The organism is Paraeggerthella hominis (assembly GCF_021044775.1).
In the GTDB taxonomy this organism is placed as follows: Bacteria; Actinomycetota; Coriobacteriia; order Coriobacteriales; family Eggerthellaceae; genus Paraeggerthella; species Paraeggerthella hominis.
This window is the reverse complement of the sequence record NZ_JAJNOQ010000003.1, coordinates 84,173-103,546: the sequence shown is the minus strand read 5'-3', so window position 1 is coordinate 103,546 and position 19,374 is coordinate 84,173. Positions and strand designations below refer to the sequence as shown.

Annotated in this window: 14 protein-coding genes and 1 tRNA gene; 1 reads left to right on the top strand and 14 read right to left on the bottom strand. The window is 62.7% G+C overall.

What is annotated here, in order from left to right; genetic code table 11:
• Window positions 1–85: 85 nt before the first annotated feature.
• The 7 genes from LQE90_RS04325 to LQE90_RS04295 form a co-directional block, all read right to left on the bottom strand.
• Entirely contained in the window at window positions 86–919 is an 834-nt protein-coding gene (locus LQE90_RS04325) for a TspO/MBR family protein (RefSeq protein WP_216528935.1), read from the bottom strand.
• Window positions 920–1,037: 118 nt separating this feature from the next.
• Complete coding sequence (locus LQE90_RS04320; RefSeq protein WP_216528936.1) at window positions 1,038–2,282, bottom strand: peptidase U32 family protein; 1,245 nt, start codon at window positions 2,280–2,282, stop codon at window positions 1,038–1,040.
• Window positions 2,283–2,456: 174 nt separating this feature from the next.
• On the bottom strand, window positions 2,457–3,959 hold the full coding sequence (gene cysS, locus LQE90_RS04315) for a cysteine--tRNA ligase (RefSeq protein WP_216528937.1): 1,503 nt from the start codon (window positions 3,957–3,959) through the stop codon (window positions 2,457–2,459).
• Window positions 3,956–4,627: a serine O-acetyltransferase gene (gene cysE / locus LQE90_RS04310; RefSeq protein WP_225748773.1), complete on the bottom strand. Its 672-nt coding sequence runs from the start codon at window positions 4,625–4,627 to the stop codon at window positions 3,956–3,958. Before cysE ends, cysS begins: the two co-directional genes overlap by 4 nt.
• Window positions 4,628–4,699: 72 nt before the next feature.
• Window positions 4,700–5,206: a 2-C-methyl-D-erythritol 2,4-cyclodiphosphate synthase gene (ispF, locus tag LQE90_RS04305; RefSeq protein WP_216528989.1), complete on the bottom strand. Its 507-nt coding sequence runs from the start codon at window positions 5,204–5,206 to the stop codon at window positions 4,700–4,702.
• A 40-nt stretch (window positions 5,207–5,246) separates the two neighbouring features.
• A complete protein-coding gene (gene ispD / locus LQE90_RS04300) occupies window positions 5,247–6,089 on the bottom strand; it encodes a 2-C-methyl-D-erythritol 4-phosphate cytidylyltransferase (RefSeq protein WP_114567809.1) in 843 nt (280 codons plus the stop codon).
• A 69-nt stretch (window positions 6,090–6,158) separates the two neighbouring features.
• Complete coding sequence (locus LQE90_RS04295; RefSeq protein WP_216528938.1) at window positions 6,159–8,723, bottom strand: ATP-dependent Clp protease ATP-binding subunit; 2,565 nt, start codon at window positions 8,721–8,723, stop codon at window positions 6,159–6,161.
• Between the two features lie 1,097 nt (window positions 8,724–9,820).
• Between LQE90_RS04295 and LQE90_RS04290 the strand changes: the two genes are divergently transcribed.
• Window positions 9,821–10,534, top strand: a complete 714-nt coding sequence (locus LQE90_RS04290; RefSeq protein WP_231088198.1) for a hypothetical protein — start codon at window positions 9,821–9,823, stop codon at window positions 10,532–10,534.
• Window positions 10,535–10,998: 464 nt separating this feature from the next.
• Here LQE90_RS04290 and lysS read toward each other — a convergent pair whose 3' ends face one another.
• The 7 genes from lysS to LQE90_RS04255 form a co-directional block, all read right to left on the bottom strand.
• Window positions 10,999–12,495, bottom strand: coding sequence for a lysine--tRNA ligase (lysS, locus tag LQE90_RS04285; RefSeq protein ID WP_216528940.1), 1,497 nt, complete (start codon window positions 12,493–12,495; stop codon window positions 10,999–11,001).
• 16 nt (window positions 12,496–12,511) lie between these two features.
• Window positions 12,512–12,982: a transcription elongation factor GreA gene (gene greA, locus LQE90_RS04280; RefSeq protein ID WP_114567913.1), complete on the bottom strand. Its 471-nt coding sequence runs from the start codon at window positions 12,980–12,982 to the stop codon at window positions 12,512–12,514.
• A gap of 174 nt (window positions 12,983–13,156) precedes the next feature.
• The gene (gene tatA / locus LQE90_RS04275; protein ID WP_114567912.1) at window positions 13,157–13,420 is read right to left on the bottom strand and encodes a twin-arginine translocase TatA/TatE family subunit; all 264 of its coding nucleotides are present in this window, start codon (window positions 13,418–13,420) and stop codon (window positions 13,157–13,159) included.
• A gap of 365 nt (window positions 13,421–13,785) precedes the next feature.
• Complete coding sequence (locus LQE90_RS04270) at window positions 13,786–14,628, bottom strand: CpsD/CapB family tyrosine-protein kinase (RefSeq protein WP_216528941.1); 843 nt, start codon at window positions 14,626–14,628, stop codon at window positions 13,786–13,788.
• Window positions 14,629–15,470: 842 nt separating this feature from the next.
• Window positions 15,471–15,547 (bottom strand) — tRNA-Pro (locus LQE90_RS04265).
• Between the two features lie 208 nt (window positions 15,548–15,755).
• Window positions 15,756–16,181 carry a PaaI family thioesterase gene (locus LQE90_RS04260; protein ID WP_114567910.1) on the bottom strand — a complete coding sequence of 142 codons (426 nt, stop codon included), beginning with the start codon at window positions 16,179–16,181 and terminating at the stop codon, window positions 15,756–15,758.
• 108 nt (window positions 16,182–16,289) lie between these two features.
• Window positions 16,290–19,355, bottom strand: a complete 3,066-nt coding sequence (locus LQE90_RS04255) for an EAL domain-containing protein (protein ID WP_231088197.1) — start codon at window positions 19,353–19,355, stop codon at window positions 16,290–16,292.
• Window positions 19,356–19,374 lie beyond the last annotated feature (19 nt).

Genomic DNA, 19,374 nt, shown 5'->3' with positions numbered 1-19,374 from the left:
GGATTACCTTGCGCTTATCATAGCAAGAAGCGCGGGGCGTTTCGTCGAAAAACAAATATTAGCTGTCCGCGAATCGAAGAAACGCCTAGGCTCGCCCGCGCGACGCGCTGCGCGACTTCGCGAAAGACACAAGCATTGGCAGCCCGCCAAGAGCGCAGAGGACCCATACGGCCACAGCCGTCACCGACGACACCTCGAGCACATGCACGCCAACGCCCACCAGAGCCCATAGAAACACCAGCTGAAACGTCACATCGCCAAACTTCGCCCACATGAAAAGACCCAGGGAAACAACGCCCGCCGTCAACACTACGACGGACAACCCGTTCAAAAGCGGAACGCCCCCTCCAACCGCCCGTGTGACCACGATAGCCAGATTCGACAACGTCGCAACCGTCACCCATGCCGTATAGATGGAAACGGGAACCCAGCCAGCAAGAGAATCGGTCCCCCGCCTGACGGTCAAATACAGCGCCGCCAGAACAAACCAGTCGATCAGAATAACGACGAAGGAAGCAGCGATCATCTGGAAATGCCACAGCACCAGCCAGAGCACGTTCAAAACGCTGCTCGCAACGAACAAGCCGGCCGTCGGCGTGAAGAGCCTACGTCGGGCGGAAGCGCCTTTGGTGTAGGAAACCAGCCACACGATCAGCGCCACATAGATCAAGGACCAGATGGAAAACACGTAGCCCGCCGGTGTGAACCAGGCGAACACCCCGTACGCAACCGTCGCCGACGTAACACCCCCAAGCCGCCCGGCCTCTATGGCCACGTTTCCCGCAACGGTAAGCACGTACGCAGTCCACATAACCACTGTCTCGGGCGTTAGGCGGCCGCGATGCCCGCCCGATTCGACGGCGGACGAACGACGCGTGGCGACGGATGCGGTTGAAGCACGATACGCACGACCGGACATGGTGCACCTCGCTTTTCTAGGAGCATTGAAGCTGCTGAGGATCGATACCTCAGCATAGCCCCAAGCAGGCGCGACAAGCGTAACGGGACCCTCTCGATAAGGGATCGCTTCGGTACGCTCAGCTCATGCGGATGCGCAGGAAGTCGCCCGGCCGAAGCTCGGCCTCGACCAAGAACGCATAAGACTCGGCAGCGCGGTTCGCAACGGCCACCGGCACGGGCGCCGGGCAAGGATCGTCCTCGTCGGGCCGAGGAACCCACGCAAGGTTTCGCGCCGACACGAAGCCCACCGGCCGACGAGGCGAGAGGACCTCCAAGCAGTCGCCTTCGCAGAACCGGTTCCGACAGGTCGCGCGCACGCGCCACAGTCCTTCTCCGGCGGGCTCGCACGACTCGACCGTGCCCGCGTGCAGGCATTCCTTCAGGTAGCCGTCGCGGTCGGGCGCCTGCTCGGCGTCGCCGTAATAGAACCCCGTGCCGTACGGGCGATGGGAAATGGCAAGCAGCTCCGAAGCAACCTCGGCCGGATCGGCCCCGTCGAGCACCGAGCGGTACGCGTGCACCACCGAGGCCACGTAGAACGCCCGCTTGTTGCGTCCCTCGATCTTGAACGAATCCACGCCCGCGGAAGCCAGGTCGTCCAGATGCGCCAGCATGTTGAGGTCCTGCGCGTTCATGACGTAGGAGCCGCGCACGTCCTCCTCGATGGGATAGTACTCGCCCGGGCGCTTCTCCTCCACCAACGCGTAGCTCCAGCGACACGGCTGCGTGCAGTGCCCCTTGTTGCCCGAGCGCCCCGCCATGACCGAGCTGATCAGACAACGACCGGACACCGCCATGCACATGGCCCCGTGCACGAACGCCTCGATCTCCAGCTCGCGCGGCGCATCGGCGCACATGCGCGCAATGTCCTCCACGCTCATTTCCCGCGCGCACACCACGCGCGACGCCCCCAGCTCATGCCAAACGCGCGCCGCTTCGGCATTGGCTACGGAAGCCTGCGTGCTCACGTGCAGCGCCACGCTGGGCGCATGCCTCTGCGCAAGGCGAAACGCCCCCAAGTCGCTCACGATGAACGCGTCCACCTGTGCGGCGGCAAGCGCCTCGAGGTATTCCGGCAACGCCGCCAAATCGTCTGCATGCATGAGCGTGTTCATGGTCACGAACACGCGAGAACCCGCAACGTGCGCGAACGCGACCGCGTCGGGGATATCGGATAGCGCGAAGTTCTCGGCACGCTGACGCATCCCGAACCGATCGGCAGCTAAGTACACCGCGTCCGCGCCGAAGCGCACGGCAGCCTCCAGCTGCGCGCGCCCTCCAGCGGGGGCAAGCAACTCGGGAGTACGATTTTGACCAAGCATAGTCGAAACCTCGTTGTTCGTAAGCGAGCAAAAGGCCGTGCAGCGCCCGAAACCGCCGCGATGCATCGCCGAACGCACGGCAAGCGCGCGAAAGCGGCGATCAAGCGACGGAGCCGATGCTGCACGACCCCGTAACGTCATCCGGCCTCGTCAGCCGGCAAATCTACAGACAGCCTAAGCCAGAGAAACCCGCGGCCCCTGCGGGGTGTCCTCGATAACGAACCCAAGGGCGCACAGGCCGTCTCGAACGGCGTCGGCACGACCCCAGTCCTTGGCCGCACGCGCCTCCGTGCGAGCCGCCAGCAGCGCTTCCACGGCCTCGGACGCATCCGAGCCAACGTAACCGGCCACGTCCGCCGCCAAGGGAACAACCTCGGCGGGATACGCGTCGGACTCGTCGCAGTCGGCAGCCGCCGCCACGTCGATGCCGAACACGCCCACCAGTTCCACGATGGTATCGCGCACCTCGCGCACGATGGGCACATCGGAAAGCGAGAGCGTTTTGCCCGTAACCTGCGCGTTCACGTCGGCCACCAGGTCGAACACCTCGCCCAGGGCGCGGCACGTATTGAAATCGTCGTCCATGGCCAAGATGAACGAGATCTTGGCCTCTTTCGCGCGCTTCATCAGCTCGCGCGTATCGAGCGGCGACGGAACGTCCTCCACGTTCTCAAGCTGCCAATCCAGATTGCGAACCGCGTTCTCGATGCGTCCGAGCGCCGCTTCGGCCTCGGCCAAGCGCTCGTCGGAGAAATCCAAGGGGCTGCGGTAATGCGTCTGCAGCATAAGGAAGCGCAGCACTTCGGGGCGCGTCGTTTCCAGCACGTCGCGCAGCAGCATGAAGTTGCCCAGCGACTTGCTCATCTTCTCGGCGTTGATCTGCAGCATGCCGCCGTGCATCCAGTAGTTCGCGAACGTGCAGCCGCACGCCGCTTCGCTTTGCGCGCATTCGTTCTCGTGATGCGGAAACACCAGATCGGCGCCGCCGCCGTGAATGTCGAACGGCAGTCCTAGGTACCTGCGCGACATGGCCGAGCATTCGATATGCCAACCGGGACGGCCCTGGCCCCAAGGCGACTCCCACGAAGGCTCGCCGGGCTTCGCCGCCTTCCACAGCGCGAAGTCGAGCGGATCGCGCTTGCGATCCTCGATGCCCTTGCCGTCAGCGCGCAGCTCGCGGTGGCCGCATTCCATCTCGTCGACGTTACGGCCCGACAGCTGGCCGTACGCGGGGAACGACCGCACGGCGAAGTACACGTCGCCGTCCACTTCGTACGCATGGTCGCCGTCGATCAGCTCCTGGATAAGCTCGATCATGGCCGGGATCTCTTCGGTCGCCTTCGGCCGAATGTCGGGATCGAGCACGTTCGCCTTGCGCATGTCCTCGATGAACGCAGCCGTGTACTCGGCCGCCACGGCAGACGCCTCGCGCCCTTCCTCGTTCGCCTTCGCGATGATCTTGTCGTCGACGTCGGTGACGTTCTGAACGAACGTCACGTCGAAGCCGCGCCACATGAAGTAACGACGGATGACGTCGAAGCTGATAAACGTACGCGCGTTGCCGATGTGGATGTAGTTGTACACCGTGGGCCCGCACACGTACATGCCCACTTTGCCGCGCTCGCGCGATTCGAACGGCACCTTTTCGCGCGCTTTGGTGTTGTAGAGTTTGATCATGAGCGCCCCTTCTGCTCCTCAAGTTCCTTCAGCCTGCGTTCGAGCGCCTCGATACGCTCGCATTGGTTCGCACACCGCTCCTCGATGGGATCGGGCAGGTTCTCCTTGTGCTGCGCCGCATCCTTCGCTTCGCTTTCAACGCGGTGCCCGTCGCGCACCACCACGCGACCGGGAATGCCGACCACCGTGGAGTTCGGCGGCACGTCGTTCACCACCACGGCGCCGCCGCCCACTTTCGAGCCGTCGCCTATGGTGATGTTGCCGAGCACCGCCGCACCCACGCCCACCAGCACGTTGTTTCCCAGCGTAGGATGGCGCTTTCCGGTTTCCTTGCCGGTACCGCCCAGCGTGACGCCCTGGTACAGCGTGCAATCGTCGCCGATGATCGTGGTTTCACCGATGATGACCCCCATGGCGTGGTCGATGAAGAAGCGTCGGCCTATCACGGCCGCCGGGTGAATTTCCACACCGGTCATAAAGCGCGTGAACTGCGACGATATGCGAGCGAGGCTTTTCAGCCCGTGGTTCCACAGCCAATGTTCGACCACATGGGACCAGCGGGCATGAAGACCCGGGTACGTCAGCCAGATGACGAACGAGTTCTGAGCTGCGGGGTCGCGGTCCTTGACCGCTCGGATGTCCTCGCCAATGGTTTTGAATATGTTCATGAATACCCTAACTGTCGATGTGGAATTGTAGCATAGCGAAGCGTGCCGGCTGCAATTCGGGGCAGCCGACCCCTAACGACATCGACAGAGCAAACAGACTGCGGTAGCGGATATGCCCTCTTCACGGCCTTCGAAACCCAAACGCTCGGTCGTGGTGGCCTTCACGCCCACGCTGTCGACCGAAACCCCCATAGCCTGCGCAAGGTTCTGGCGCATTTGGTCGCGATACGGCGAAAGCTTCGGGGCCTGCGCCGCTATCACGCTGTCCACGTCAAGGATCTCGTAGCCGCGATCGCGCACGAACGCCGCCACGGCTTCCAAAAGCTTGAGGGAATCGGCGTTCTTGTAAGCGGGATCGGTATCGGGGAACAGCTTTCCGATATCCCCGCCGCGCACGCCGCCCAAGAGCGCGTCAGAGATCGCATGCGCCAGCACGTCGGCATCCGAATGGCCCAAAAGCCCCCGACCATGCGGAATGTCCACGCCCCCCAAAATCAGTTTGCGACCCTCGGCGAACGCATGCACGTCGTAGCCCTGCCCGATGCGCAGGTTCGTCAACGGATTGTCGCTGCAGGACATGCTCATGAACGGACCTCCGGAAAAGTCGTCGCGCCCGCCACTATTCTTCCATCCCCTTCATGTACATGGCCCGCACCGCCGCTACCAGCATCAGGTAGTCCTCGGGCACGGTCAGCTTGATGTTGTCGCGCTTTCCTTCGACCACGAGCACCTTGCCGCCCAGACGCTCGATGAGCGACGAATCGTCCGTGCCCATGAACCCGTCGGACAGCGCCGACGCGTGGGCGCGCCGGTAGATGCCCGCGCGGAACACCTGCGGCGTCTGCGCGTTCCAGAACACGCGACGATCGGGCGTTCCCATGATGACGCCGTTTTCGACCACCTTGAGCGTGTCGACCGCCGGATGCGCCACCACGGCGCCATCCGACTCGATGTTCCCCTTGAGCGTGTTGATGGTGTGCGAGATGAGCTCCGGCGTGATGAGGGGCCGCGCGCCGTCATGCAGGATGACGTAACCGTAGTCGTCGGGCACGTACTCCAAGCCCGAAAACGCCGACTCCTGGCGGCTGGGACCCGCAGGGGCCACCACCACGGGCGTCACGAACGGGAACGGGTCGATGGCGCGCTTGAGGTATTCGCTGCAACGCTCCTCCGGGCACACGATAACGATGAGCCCGATGTCGCCCACCGCGTCGAACGCCTCGGCCGACCAGGTAAGAATAGGCTTGCCGGCAATCTCCACCAGCTGCTTGCCGCCCTCTTTGCCGAAGCGGTCGCCCGTGCCGCCGGCCAGTATGATGGCCGCGGTTTGCGGGTTCTTGTCGACCTCCCCTTTAAGGCCTCCCATCGCCTGCGAGATCGCATCGAAGTCGAAGTGGTCGAAGGCAAGCTCCGGAGATTTCAGAACCTCCGAGGAGAATACGGGGTCGATGGTCTTGGTCATACCGTTCCTTCTTATAGGTCGTTCGTGGCATCATACAGTTCCGGCGGCCATTCGACCGCCGGAATCTTGTTAATCAGCTGCATCGCCGGACAGGGACCCGCCGCCGGACACGCCGGCATGGCCCAAGTCGTAGTTCGTCAGCAGCAATTCTGCGTCTCTTGCTATGCTATCACGTTTCCGCGGCGCGGGGATAGACCCGGAACCCGACGTGAACACCAGCTCGCCGTCGACCGCGTCCACGTCGATCACCGAACCGCTGGTCCACTTGCCCTCGAGGATTTCCTCGGACAGGGGGTCTTCCAGCAAGCGCTGGATGGCGCGGCGCAAGGGGCGAGCGCCGTACGCCGCATCGGTCCCCTCTTTCGCGACGAGCCGGCATGCGGCGTCGCTCAAGTTGATGGACATGTTCTGGTCGATCAAGCGCTCGCGCAGGTCGGCCACCATGAGCTTGACGATTTCGGCGATCTGCTCGTCGTTCAAGGACTTGAACACGATGATCTCGTCGATGCGGTTCAAGAATTCAGGCCTGAACAGCTTCTTCATCTCGGCCATGACGCGGCTCTTGATCTCCTTGTCGGACAGGCCCGCCTGCTCTTCGGTGGAGAAGCCCAACGTGGTAGGCTGCGCGATTTCGCGCGCGCCCACGTTCGACGTCATGATGATGACCGTGTTGCGGAAGTCCACCGTGCGACCCTGCGCGTCGGTCAAGCGACCCTCCTCCAGAATTTGAAGCAGGATGTTGAACACGTCGGGGTGAGCCTTCTCGATCTCGTCGAACAGCACCACCGAGTAGGGACGCTGGCGCACGGCCTTCGTCAGCTGGCCGCCCTCGTCGAAGCCGACATAGCCCGGAGGGCTGCCCACCAGGCGCGACACGCTGTGCTTCTCCATGTACTCCGACATGTCGAAGGACAGGAGCGCGTCCTCGGAATTGAACAGGAACTCGGCGAGCGCCTTGGAAAGCTCCGTTTTGCCCACGCCCGAAGGGCCCAGGAAGATGAACGAACCGGCCGGACGCTTCGGGTCCTTGAGGCCGCTGCGCGAACGACGGATGGCTTTCGACAGCGCCGTGACCGCTTCCTCCTGGCCGATGACGCGCTCGTGCAGCACGCCTTCCATGCGCAGCAGCTTCTCGGTCTCGGCCTCCGTGAGGTTCGACACGGGCACGCCCGTCGTCATGGAGACCACGTCGGCGATATCCTCGACGGTCACCTGATGGACGGACTTCTGCGCGTCTTCCTCCCACTGCTTTTCGGCCTCTTCGCGCTTCTTCTTGAGGTCGGATTCCTGGTCGCGCAGCTGCGCCGCACGCTCGAAATCCTGCGCGCCGATAGCCGCGTCCTTTTCGCCGCGAAGCTTGCGCAGCTCTTCGTCCAGATCGCGCAGCTCTTTGGGCAGGGTCATGTTGCGGATGCGCATGCGCGCGCCCGCCTCGTCCAGCACGTCGATAGCCTTGTCGGGCAGGTAGCGATCCTGGATGTAGCGGCCCGCCAAGCTGACGGCAGCTTGCAGGGCTTCGTCGGTGAAGTGGACCTGATGGTGCGCTTCGTAGCGATCGCGCAGGCCCTCCATGATGCGCAGCGCCTGCTCCTCGTTCGGCTCGCCCACCGTGATGGGCTGGAAGCGACGCTCCAAAGCGGAGTCCTTCTCCAGGTGTTTGCGGTACTCGTCGATGGTGGTGGCGCCGACAACCTGGATCTCGCCGCGCGACAACGGCGGCTTCAAGATGGCGGCGGCGTCGATGGAGCCCTCGGCCGAACCCGCGCCGATAAGCGTGTGCATCTCGTCGATGAACAGGATGATGTCGCCCGCGTCCATCACTTCCTTGATGCACTTCTTCAGGCGCTCCTCGAACTCGCCGCGGTACTTGGACCCGGCAACAAGCGCGGACACGTCCAGCGTGAACAGGCGCTTGCCGCGCAGGATATCGGGAACTTGATTCGACACGATAAGCTGGGCCAAGCCCTCGGCCACAGCGGTCTTGCCCACGCCCGGCTCGCCGATGAGCAACGGGTTGTTCTTCTGGCGACGGCTGAGCACCTGCATCACGCGCTCGATCTCGCCGGCGCGACCGATGACGGGGTCGAGCTTGCCATCGCGCGCCTTCTGCGTCAAGTCGGTGCCGAACTCCTTGAGCACGCTGTCCGACGTGCCGCCGTTCGGGTCGAAGGGGTTGCGACCGGCGTACACCGGGCTCTGCCCCACCAGGTCGTTGAGGGCTGCGCGCACGTCGTCGCCCGCCACGCCCAGGCGCGTGAGCACTTCGAGCGCCGTGCCGTCGCCTTCGCGAACGATGCCCAGCAGCAAGTGCTCGGTCGATATGTAGGATTGCCCCATCTGCATGGCTTCGCGCAGGGAGTTCTCCAGCACGCGCTTCACGCGCGGCGTGAAGGACAGGTGCCCGGACACGTCGGTGTCCTCGTCGATGGCGACCACCTGGCGGATAGCCTGCACCACGGCGTCGTACTTGACGTTCAGGCGATCGAGCGCCTGAGCAGCCAAGCCGTCTTTCTCCTGGATAAGGCCAAGAAGGATGTGCTCGGTCCCCACATAGGGCTGATGGAGCGAGCGCGCTTCGTCCTGGGCTAGGACGAGCACCTTGCGCGCCTTGTCCGTGAACTTCTCGAATGACATGTAAGCCTCGATTCTCGCGGCGATACTTCAGTGTTACTCGTCCATGTTAGCACTCGCACTGATCGAGTGCCAATTCACCTGGACGCCGCACACGGCGGCTCCACAAGTCGAGCCGTTGAGGCGACGGGATCCATCGTATCACGACCTTTCGCGCCACGTGCACGAACCGCCGGATTATCCCGAGACGCCCGCATTTGCCAAGGCGTCTCGCAGCGCGTTGCGGGCGCGAACAACCGCGGGTGGCGGGTGCGGGCGGGCGTGCGATGCGAGCCGCGAATGTGGGCGGGCGGGCGCGGGCGGGTGACGGCGGCGCGGACGGGCGGGCGATGCGAGCAGGCACCGATGCCGCTGCGGGCGTGCGGGCATGCGTGCGAGGCGCCGCAGCAACGAAGCCACCACGAGCAGGAAGCCCCGCTGCCCTTGCAGGCGGCACGTTGCGCACGAAAAACCGCCTTCGCTGGCAGGTTCTGACGGTTTGAGGTTGCCGAACGCGCGCTATGGGCAGCCTTTCCCCGGCGCCACTTTCGACCGGGCTTCTGACCAGGCGCGATACCGAAGCGCTCGCAGCTTGCAAAACGAAGAGCCGAAACGACGACCCCAAACCGTCAGAACCTGCCAGCGGTCGCCGTTTTTTGCGCGCAGCTTCCAGCTCGCAACGAAATCCAGCAGGAATCTAGCGGAAACGTTGCGCGAGTCTGACACGGATCTAGCAAAAACCTAGCGCGGATCTAGCGCGGATCTAGCTGAAATCCAACAGAAATTTAGCGCGAATCCAGCAGGAATCTAAACCATAAAATAGCTATTGACCTGGTATTATGTGGTGCTAAACTCACACCATGAAAACCATCCTAACCCATACATCGGCCCTTGAATTCTGGCGATCCGAACTCAGCGACGTCGGATCGGCGCGCAGCGTATGCCGCAGCACGACCGTGCCCGAGAAAGCTCCGCACGGCTCCGATATGCGAACGCATGCGCTCGTTCGCGGCGGCACATTGTCCCTGCCCGTCCACGTTCTTGCTCGGGAAAACAGGAAAGCCAGTTCGGCCCTCATCGTTCACCGTGCGCAATCCCTACCGGAAAGATCGTTAAGGGCCGTGTTCTTCCCTGGATTCGACGAACCGGTTTTCGTCACCTGCCCCGAACTGACTTTCGTGCACATGGCGTCGGCGATCGGCTTTCCCCTCGCAGTCCATTTGGGGTACGAGTTCTGCGGCACGTTCGCCCCCGACAAGCAGCACCCCTACGGAATCAGGAACAGGCCCCCTTTGACCAATCCGAGAAAGCTGGCCTCGTACCTAGACAACGCAGGATACCTGCATGGAACGAAAGCAGCCCGCCGGGCACTTCCTCACGTTTTGGGCGGATCGGCTTCTCCGCGCGAATCGACCCTCGCCGAACTGCTAACGCTTCCCTATCTGTACGGGGGAAGCAAGTTGGAGCATCCCGCCATGAACGCTACCGTAGCGATTCCGCAGCACAGCAACTGGACAACCAGCCGCTCCTCTTTTCGATGCGACCTGCTTTGGCGAGACAGGGGCGTGGCGGTCGAATACGACAGCACCCTCTGCCATACCGGCGCGAAGCGCATCGCCGAGGATGCGTCCCGACGCAACGCGCTCGAAGCACTCGGCCTGACCGTGGTGACCGCCACTTGGCGCCAGGTGGCAAACTACCAAGAATACAACCGCTTCGCACGTATTCTGGCCGGCCACTTAGGAGCGCGGATACGACCCGCTTGCTCCGACTATTCGCTCAAGCAGCTTGAACTTCGTCGGCAGTTGCTCAGTCAAAAGGGGCTTTTCGCGTAACGCCAGAAACGCTTCCGACCGTACAACTCACGCAGCGCAGCCGACAAAGCTCGGAGCAACGTCGCAAGCAAAGCGATTGCGGCTGGCACGTTGCGCGCGAAAAACCGCCCTTGCTGGCAGGTTTTGACGGTTTGAGGTTGCCGAGCGCGCGCCTCACGCTGCCCTTCCCCAACTTCATTTTCGATCGGGCTTCTGACCAGGCACGATACTGAAGTGTTTGCGGCTTGCGAAACGAAGGGCCGAAACGACGACCTCAAACCGTCAGAACCTGCCAGCGATCGCGTTTTTTCGTGCGCTGACGGCCCGAACGCAGGCGAAGTCCCGCATAGCCGCCTCGTCGGCCCGAAAGCGCCATCGCCCGGCGCGCGTCCGGCTGTCCAAGCGAGGGGCCGCCAACACGCCAGCGCCTTTGAACCCGCACAAGCAGCGAGGGCGCCCTTTCGGAGCGCCCTCGCATGCAGGTTCTACTTCGCTTCGTCCCTCATGTGCGGGAACAGCAGCACGTCGCGAATCGACGGAGCGTCGGACAGCAGCATGACCAAGCGGTCGATGCCCACGCCCACGCCGCCCGCCGGCGGCATGCCGTACTCGAGGGCGCGCACGTAGTCGTCGTCGTAGCCCATGGCCTCGTCGTCGCCCAGATCCTTTGCAGCCACCTGCGCCTTGAAACGCTCGGCCTGATCAACCGGGTCGTTCAGCTCGCCGAAGGCGTTCGCGTACTCGTGCCCGCAGATGAACAGCTCGAAGCGCTCGGTCAGGTTCTCGTCGTCGGCCTTCTTCTTGGCCAAAGGAGACACCTCGAGCGGGTGATCGATCACGAACGTCGGCTGGATAAGCTTCTCTTCGGCCACGGCCTCGAAGATCTCGGCGATCAGCTTGCCCTTGCCCCAAGCCGCATCGGCGTGCCCGCCGTTCTTCTCCAGAATAGCCACCAGCTCTTCAAGCGTGCGGTCGAAGTTCACCGGCTCGCCCGCCCCTTCGGTGGCAAGCTCGATCATGGACCTGCGCGGCCAGTCGCCCGACAGGTCGATCTCCTGGCCCTGGTACGTCACCTGCATGGTGCCGCATGCGGCCATCGCAGCAGCCTGAATGTAGCCCTGCGTGAGTTCCATCATGCCGTTGAGGTCGGAGAACGCCTGATAGGCCTCCATCGTGGTGAACTCGGGGTTATGAAACGGATCCATGCCCTCGTTGCGGAACTGACGGCCGATCTCGAACACCTTCTCGAATCCGCCCACCAGCAAACGCTTGAGGGGCAGCTCGGTAGCGATGCGCAGATAGTAATCGCGATCGAGCGCGTTGAAATGCGTGACGAACGGCTTGGCGTTCGCACCGCCCAGAATGGGATGCAGAAACGGGGTCTCGACCTCGTAGAAGCCCTGGTCCTCCATGTAGCGGCGAATGGCCGCCACGATCTTGAAGCGCTTCTCGAACGTCTCTTTGACCTCGGGATTCATGACCAGGTCGACGTAACGCTGACGGTAGCGCGTCTCCTTGTCGGCCAGACCGTGGAACTTCTCCGGCAGCGGGCGCAGGCTCTTGCTCAAAAGCTCGAACGACTGCACGGCCACGGACAGCTGCCCGCGCTTGGTGCGCATCATGGTTCCGTGCACGCCGATCCAGTCGCCCACGTCCAGATCCTTGAGCTCCGCGAACGCATCCTCGCCCAAGACGTTGATGCGGCAGAACAGCTGGATGTCGCCCGTCGAGTCGCGCAGCTCCAAAAACGCAAGCTTCCCCTGATCGCGCTTGGCCATGACGCGACCGGCCACGTCCACCTCGTCCTCGGTGGAAGCGCCGTCTTCAAGGTCGGCGTACTGCTGGACAAGATCGGTCAAATGATGCGTGTACTCGAACGCGTGGCCGTAGGGGTTCTTGCCCGCAGCGATGAGAGCCGCTCGCTTCGCGCGGCGCACTTCAATGGGGTCGTCTTCGATGATCTGGTCGGTGGTGTCGCTCATCTGCGGTTCCTTTATCTTAGTGATCGATCTTCTCAATGGTGATGGTGACCTGGCGGCCGGTCGGGCCCGTCGTTTCCACCACATCGCCCTTCTTGCGGCCCAGCAGCGCGGCGCCCACGGGAGACTCGTTGCTGATCTTGCCGGCGGCGGCATCGCTTTCCGCGCCGCCGACGATCGTGAACACGCGCTCGCGACCGCCCATGGTGACCGTCACCACCGAGCCGATGTTCACGCGCGAAGAGCGCTTCGGCGTGTTGACCACGGTCGCCTCGGAGAGGATTCGGCTGATCTCGGCGATGCGCGCCTCCATCATGCCCTGCTCGTTCTTCGCGTCGTCGTACTCGGAGTTCTCGGAGATGTCGCCGAACTCGCGAGCAACCTTGATGCGCTCGCCGATCTCGGCGCGCTTCTCGGTCTCAAGGTAGTGCAGCTCTTTTTCGAGGTTGTCCTTGCCTTCTTGTGTAAGAATGAAGTTTCCGTCTGCCATGTTTTCTCACCTGTCCCAATTACAAAAACAGGCACGCTCGTGCTTTCAAGCGTGCTTCCTTATATTTTTCGCTGTGATGAAATGCGCGGCTTCGGTGTTTCCGCACTGATATGAAAAAAGCGGTATGTGCGAGGCCAGACCTGCACATACCGCATACCGAACAAAACTGTTGAGCTATTCGGCCTTTTTCTTAGCGGCGGTGGTGGTCTTCCGAGCCGTCGTCGTCTTCTTGGCCGGCTGCTCTTCCACTACCTCTTCGATGATTTCTTCCTCATCGTCGGCGTCCTCGATGGACTTGCTGCCCATGCCGTCGCGAAGGTTCTTGACGGTTTTGCCAAGCGCGCTGCCAAGCTTCGGAAGGTTCTTCGGGCCGAAGATGAGCAAAATCACCGCAAGGATGATGAGAAGCTCCGGCATCCCCATTCCCAAAATTTTCATACGTTCCTCCAAATTGCTCGTGCAAAGGCCGCGCCTTACGACCCCGCCCCACCCTGCTCGTCAGGGTGATGTACCTATGCAAAAAAGGGATGTTGCAGAAAAGCACATCCCTTCCAAGCTCCATACCTGGGATGACGTGGCTTGGAATCGCGACCCGCATCCCAAAGCGGTTCGCAGCCAAGCCATGCCGTCGTCTGAGGTTCGTATAAGCGATACCGTCGGACAACTCTGGGTATATTACCGCAAATGCACCAGCATGAGAAGCATGCTTCCCGATTTTGCGAGAAATTGCCTTGCAGTCGCCATAGTATGCACTGACGAAGAGGCGCCCCGGCAAAGGGTTCGCAGGTGGCCGCCTTAACGCCCTACCGATCGCCGCGACTCCGAAAACGCGAGGAAGCTGCCCGCGAAGCACCGTTCAAAGACGCACGCAGCCGTTCGGCCTCTGCGGAAGATCGCGAAATCCCCTGGATGCGCTCCAGCCGATCGGCGGCAGTACGGCCCTGCGTCGCGCCCGCATCATCGCCGCGCTTCACGCGCTCGCCGTCGTTGGTGTAGTAAGCGTAATAGTATTCGGAGTCGGTCCCTTCGCAGAACGTAGCGCAGATGCCCAGGATGTTGGCATCGGCTTTTTGCAGCTGCTCGCAAGCTTCCACCAGTTCGGCACGCGTTGCCAGATTCGGCCTTACCACTATCACCGTGCCATCCGCCAACGTGGACAGGATGGCTGCATCGACGAACGTACCCACCGGCGGAGTGTCGAACACCACGTAATCGTAGCTTTCCTCAAGAAGGGACACCAGCTTGGCATAGCGTTTCGACGAGACGATGTCGGCCGGGTTCGGGATGTTCGGCTCGACGTCCAGGAAGTACAGGTTCGGCGTGGGCGTGGCGGCCACGGCCCGCGAAAGCGGCACGGCGTCGGTCAGCACCGCGTACACGCCTGCAGGAGGACGCACCCCAAGAGCGTCGGCCAAGGCCCGCCGGCGCATGTCGGCCTCCACCAGCAGCACGGTCTTGCCCGATGTGGCAATGGCGCGCGCAAGCTCGATCGAGCACGTCGACTTGCCCTCGTTCGGCACCGAGCTGGTAATCACGATGGACCGTATCGGAGAGTCGGGCGACATGAAGCGAATGTTCGCGAAGAGCGTCTTCGCCGCGTTCTGCACTTCGAGCGCGTTGGATGCGGATTTCTTTTTCCTGGCCACAAGTCGCTCCTTTGTTCAGCCGTGCTGCATTGGCCCCGGCTCCTCGCGTCAAGCAGGGCACCGTAAGTTCACTTATTCTAACTTGAGTAGAAGATAGACCCCTCGACGGCTCACGTCAAAGGAAAACCGCTCGGAAGATCTTTGCGACCGTCGGCAGCCCCGACTCTCGCGCTCGACGAGGCGGCGACCCGGACGGGCGGCGGCTCGGCCCCGCGTTGCGGACGGGCAGCAGCTCGGCTCCGAGTTGCGGGACGCGCCCGCAGCCCCAGTTCTACGCCGTCGAAGCCCCCGGGCCGCCGATCCGCCCCATTCCCCCATCGGCCGCGCGCGAAAAACCGCCCTCGCTGGCAGGTTTTGACGGTTTGGGGTCGTTCGACCCGGCAGGATGGGCGCCCGGGGAAACGCAACTCGGCAGCTAGGAGCCATGGCCAGGCGAAACGCAAAACGGGTCCGGCAGCGGCGAAGAGGGCGGCCGGCTCGGCAACCCCTAACCGTCAGAACCTGCCAGCGAGGGCGGTTTTTCGTGCGCAAGGCCTTGGCGGACACCAAGAGCGCTACCAGAATACGGCCTCTCGATGGGAACCCGGCCTTTCGCGACGCCGCAGCGAAAGGCCGGCTCCGTCCCGCGGCTCGATCGCGCGCGTCGCATCGCGCTGCGCCGCCCCCGGCACCGCACGCCCGCCGCGTACGCCCACCTCGCACGCCGCGCCCGCCGCACCGCAAGCCCGCCTCGCACGCCGCGCCCGTGCGCGGGGGCTGGGGTGCCGAATTCGCCAACTCCCCCAAGTTGGCATTCCCCCAAATGCAAAAAGGTCAGCCGCGAACGACTGACCTGCAAGTTCTGGTCGGGTTGACAGGATTTGAACCTGCGGCCTCTGCGTCCCGAACGCAGCGCTCTACCAAGCTGAGCCACAACCCGAAGTACTGCTTCAAGCAGCGACGGATATGATAGCACAACGAATCGAAAAGCAAAAGGAAAAATGACCCGAATTTCCGTCAGAATTTTCCCGCCCGTTTCTCGGACTCGCTTTCAGCCGCCTCTCCCGCAGCCTCACGGCCGCTTCGGACAACGACGGCAGCGCGCCGCCCAACGGGAAAAGCCCACGATCGCGGTGCAGACCCCGTCGTCAGCGCGCGGCGGCGCGCTCCTGCTCCTTCTGAGCAAGACGCGCAAGCGGCACGATCTTCGTCATGATCACGCCGTCGGACACCACGTCGCCGTCCTCGTCGTACGCAACCACGTTCCAATACTGCTTGACTCCGCCCGCGCTCGAAGGCTCCTGACGGTCAAGCTCGGCCACGCCGCGCAGCACGCCGTTCTTCCCGCTCTTGCGATGACGCACATGCACGTCGATGCCGAAAGGACGCTCGTTATCGAAATCGGTGTTCTGCTCGGTTCCGATGCTCGCCACCGTTTCAAGCAAGGCGATGGTCGCCCCGCCGTGCAGGTAGCCATGCGGCTGGTACAGGTCCGGCGTGATGGGCATTACCGCTTCAACGCGGGTTTCGCAGACATCGGTCGCCTCGATATGCAGGGTATCGGTCAAGGCCATAAGGCTCCTCCTTACTGATCCGCTCCGCGCGGATCCACCATGTTCGAGCCTTAGTATACCCGTCCAACGCCAAAGCATCCCCGGCCAGTCCCGCGAAGCCGTCCGGCCTTACCGAGCGCCCTCGGAACACGACCTAATGAAGCGCTTGACCTCGTCCGGAATGTCACGAGGATGCGGCTCGGGACGCGCGATCAGGTACCCTTGCAGGTAGTCAACGCCCAGATCGAGCACGGCACGCAGCTCCGTTTCGGTCTCCACCCCTTCGGCAATCACGCGGATGCCGCGGTCATGAGCGTATCCCACCAGATTGCGGGCAATGTCCTGCTGGTCCTTCTGGCAGTCGATTCCTCGAACGATGCATGCGTCAAGCTTCACGAAGTCAACGTGGTAGTCCAGCAGGGACGTCTCCCCGTTGTATCCGCTGCCGAAATCGTCCACGGCAAGGCGGGCGCCCAAACGCCGCGCCAGCGCTTCTTTGTACACGGCCATTTCGCGACTGTAATCGCTTTCGATGATTTCGATGACCAGGTGCCTGAGCATGCCGCCGTAACGCTCGATCAAGAACAGCTCGTCTTCAGAGGACAGGCGCTGCGTGGCGATGCTGTTCACGAACAGCAAAGACCCTTGACCTACGTAGCGCTGCGAGAACGCATCCAAAGCTCCCAGAAACGTCATGCGCTCGACATGGTGAAGCTTCGACTGCGAACGCGCCAGCGCCAACACGCGATCCGGCGTGGAAATGGACTCCAGCTGGGGGCGCATAAGCGCCTCGAAGGCAATGACCTCGCCGGCCCGAGCATCCACGATCGGCTGGAAATGGTAATCCACAAGCTGCTCGTCGAACAGGCGGTTCAAGTCCTCGCCGGTGTTCACGATGAACGACTTCTCGTCGTAGCTGGCGCGATCGAACGTGAACAGCTCGCCTTTTCGGCTGTTCTTCGCCAGGTACATGGCGAAGTCGGCGTACTCGCGAAGGCGCGCGTAGGCAGTGGCGTCATCGGGGCAGAACGCAGCGCCCATGGAGGCGCGCACTTTAAGCGCCTTCCCGTCAGGAGCAACCAGCACGCTCTCGTCGAACGCACGGCACAGGTCGGCGAACAGCGCTTCGACATCGGCTCGGTCCGAACAGACGTCGACGAACGCCAGGAACTCGTCGCCGGACACGCGCGAGCAAGGGCCCTTGTTGCCGAACACCGACTCCACAGCGCGCGCAGCTGCCTTGATGTACTGGTCGCCCCAATCGTGCCCGTACGTGTCGTTAACGAACTTGAGGTTGTCCAAGTCGAGCATGAGCATGGCTCCGAGCCTCTTGCGGCCCCGCAAAAGCTCGGTCACCTGCTGCTCGAACGCGCGGCGGTTCAGCAACCCGGTCAGAATGTCGTGATCGCGTTCATGCTCCAAGCGGCGACGCGTTCGAATCTCGTGCGTCACGTCTTCCACCAGCCCGTACATCACGCCGCGATCCTCATCCATCAAAACGACCAAGCGCACCCACGTGGTGCCGCGCTCGTCGAAGAACAGGTAGCGATCGTCCCCCTCGCGCTCGACGCGCACGCGGTACCAATCCATGAACCGATCGAAATCATCCGCCGACATGGTGCCCGAGCCCGCGCGCCCCACGCAGAAGCGCGTCGCTTCGGGGCACTCCAAGATGGACAGCGTAGAGAACAACCCCTCGGTATAGCTGACCGTTTCCAGGATGGCGTTGTACTCGAACGCGCCGATGCTGCGATCGGAAAGCTGCAGTATCTGGGACAGGCGCGAAGACGCCGAAGCAACCTGGGTTCCCAACGACTCGATCGCGTCGGAAAGCTCGTCCACCTCGACAATGCCGGTAGGCGTGAACGAAATGGGCTCTTCAGGACCGGTTGCGCGAACCTCTTTCATAAGGTTGCGCAAACGCGATGACGACAACCACGCCACCAGCACGGCCACGATCAGGCCCACGACGAAGGCAACGAGAAACGACCGGAACAAGCTTTCGGAAAGCGCATGCGAAGCCGAGAACAGCCCTTCTTCGGGAGCAATCCCCACAAGCACCCATCGGTCGGAGGCGAACGGAGACGTGCTGTCGTACAGCGCCAGCTCCATCGCGGATGCCACGGCGCGCTTGTCCGGGTCTGCCGAGTCGAAAGCCGGATCGACCACCATGCGAGCCTGGTTGTCCAGAAAAGCCTCGATGGAGCCGTTTTCGACGTACAGGCTTTGCGTCGCCCCGCTTGTAGCCAGCACTTCGTACGCGCGCGGTTTGTCCGGCAAGGGCTCCACGCCGGCGCTGCGCTCGGAGTCGGCGGCTTGCACGGTTGTGAGCAGGTACGAGCCGTCGCCTCGCTCGTTCAGGTCGCGATACGGAAAAAACGACTCGATGCGATCCAGGCGTATCTCAACGCCCAGCACTCCGCACAATTCCCCCGAAGCGGTTCGAATCGGCACGCTGTACGTCACCGAAGGCGTGCCCGCCCAGCCAAGATCAACCGGTCGGCCCCAGTACCCCAGATCGCTTGTCTCTGCATCGGGATGCTTTTGGGCGGCACGGAGGGGCTCGTAGTAGAAGGCGCTGCGCTGATTGCCTTCGGCAGCCAGCGGAAACGTTGCCGACCACTGGCTGTCCAGGGCTATCTCCATAGTGCGCCCCACGCTGATCGGACACGATGCAACCATGAGGTCCGAGCCGCCTTCGGCGTTGACCTTCGGGTTCGAATCGCGAATGTAGAGCGCCGTGCGAGCATCGGCGGCCTCTCCCTCCGCCCCGCCGTTCGCCAGCACGAAGTAGGCGCCGCTCACCTCGTTGTGCCGGATGAAAGACACCAGATCGTCGGCCATCGAATCGATAATGGACAAGGCCACGTCCGAACCCGGAACGATATCGGACACCGAAGCTCCGCGCTGTGCCAGCACCTCGTCAACACGATCGGCCACAACGTCGGGCGTCGAGCCGAAGTCCGACCAGCGAAGGACCATGTCGCCTTCGAGGTAGCTTGCCCGACTGGCCACGCGCTCCGAGAACAGATCGTACGCAGCGTCGTCCATCTGGACGAACACGCGACTCCCGGACAGAATCGCAGCGCTCATGACGCCCTGCAAAATAAGCACGATGCAGAAAGGCAGCGCGACAAGGGCCTTGAACGTCAAGCCCTTCCGCGCGCCCTTCACCTGTTTCATGCCCAGCGTCATGCCCTCGTAGCTCTATCCT

Coding starts and splice junctions, on each gene's coding strand:
- LQE90_RS04325 (WP_216528935.1), bottom strand. CDS start 919: ATGTCCGGTCGTGCGTATCGTGCTTCAACCGCATCCGTCGCCACGCGT.
- LQE90_RS04320 (WP_216528936.1), bottom strand. CDS start 2,282: ATGCTTGGTCAAAATCGTACTCCCGAGTTGCTTGCCCCCGCTGGAGGG.
- cysS (WP_216528937.1), bottom strand. CDS start 3,959: ATGATCAAACTCTACAACACCAAAGCGCGCGAAAAGGTGCCGTTCGAA.
- cysE (WP_225748773.1), bottom strand. CDS start 4,627: ATGAACATATTCAAAACCATTGGCGAGGACATCCGAGCGGTCAAGGAC.
- ispF (WP_216528989.1), bottom strand. CDS start 5,206: ATGTCCTGCAGCGACAATCCGTTGACGAACCTGCGCATCGGGCAGGGC.
- ispD (WP_114567809.1), bottom strand. CDS start 6,089: ATGACCAAGACCATCGACCCCGTATTCTCCTCGGAGGTTCTGAAATCT.
- LQE90_RS04295 (WP_216528938.1), bottom strand. CDS start 8,723: ATGTCATTCGAGAAGTTCACGGACAAGGCGCGCAAGGTGCTCGTCCTA.
- lysS (WP_216528940.1), bottom strand. CDS start 12,495: ATGAGCGACACCACCGACCAGATCATCGAAGACGACCCCATTGAAGTG.
- greA (WP_114567913.1), bottom strand. CDS start 12,982: ATGGCAGACGGAAACTTCATTCTTACACAAGAAGGCAAGGACAACCTC.
- tatA (WP_114567912.1), bottom strand. CDS start 13,420: ATGAAAATTTTGGGAATGGGGATGCCGGAGCTTCTCATCATCCTTGCG.
- LQE90_RS04260 (WP_114567910.1), bottom strand. CDS start 16,181: ATGGCCTTGACCGATACCCTGCATATCGAGGCGACCGATGTCTGCGAA.
- LQE90_RS04255 (WP_231088197.1), bottom strand. CDS start 19,355: ATGACGCTGGGCATGAAACAGGTGAAGGGCGCGCGGAAGGGCTTGACG.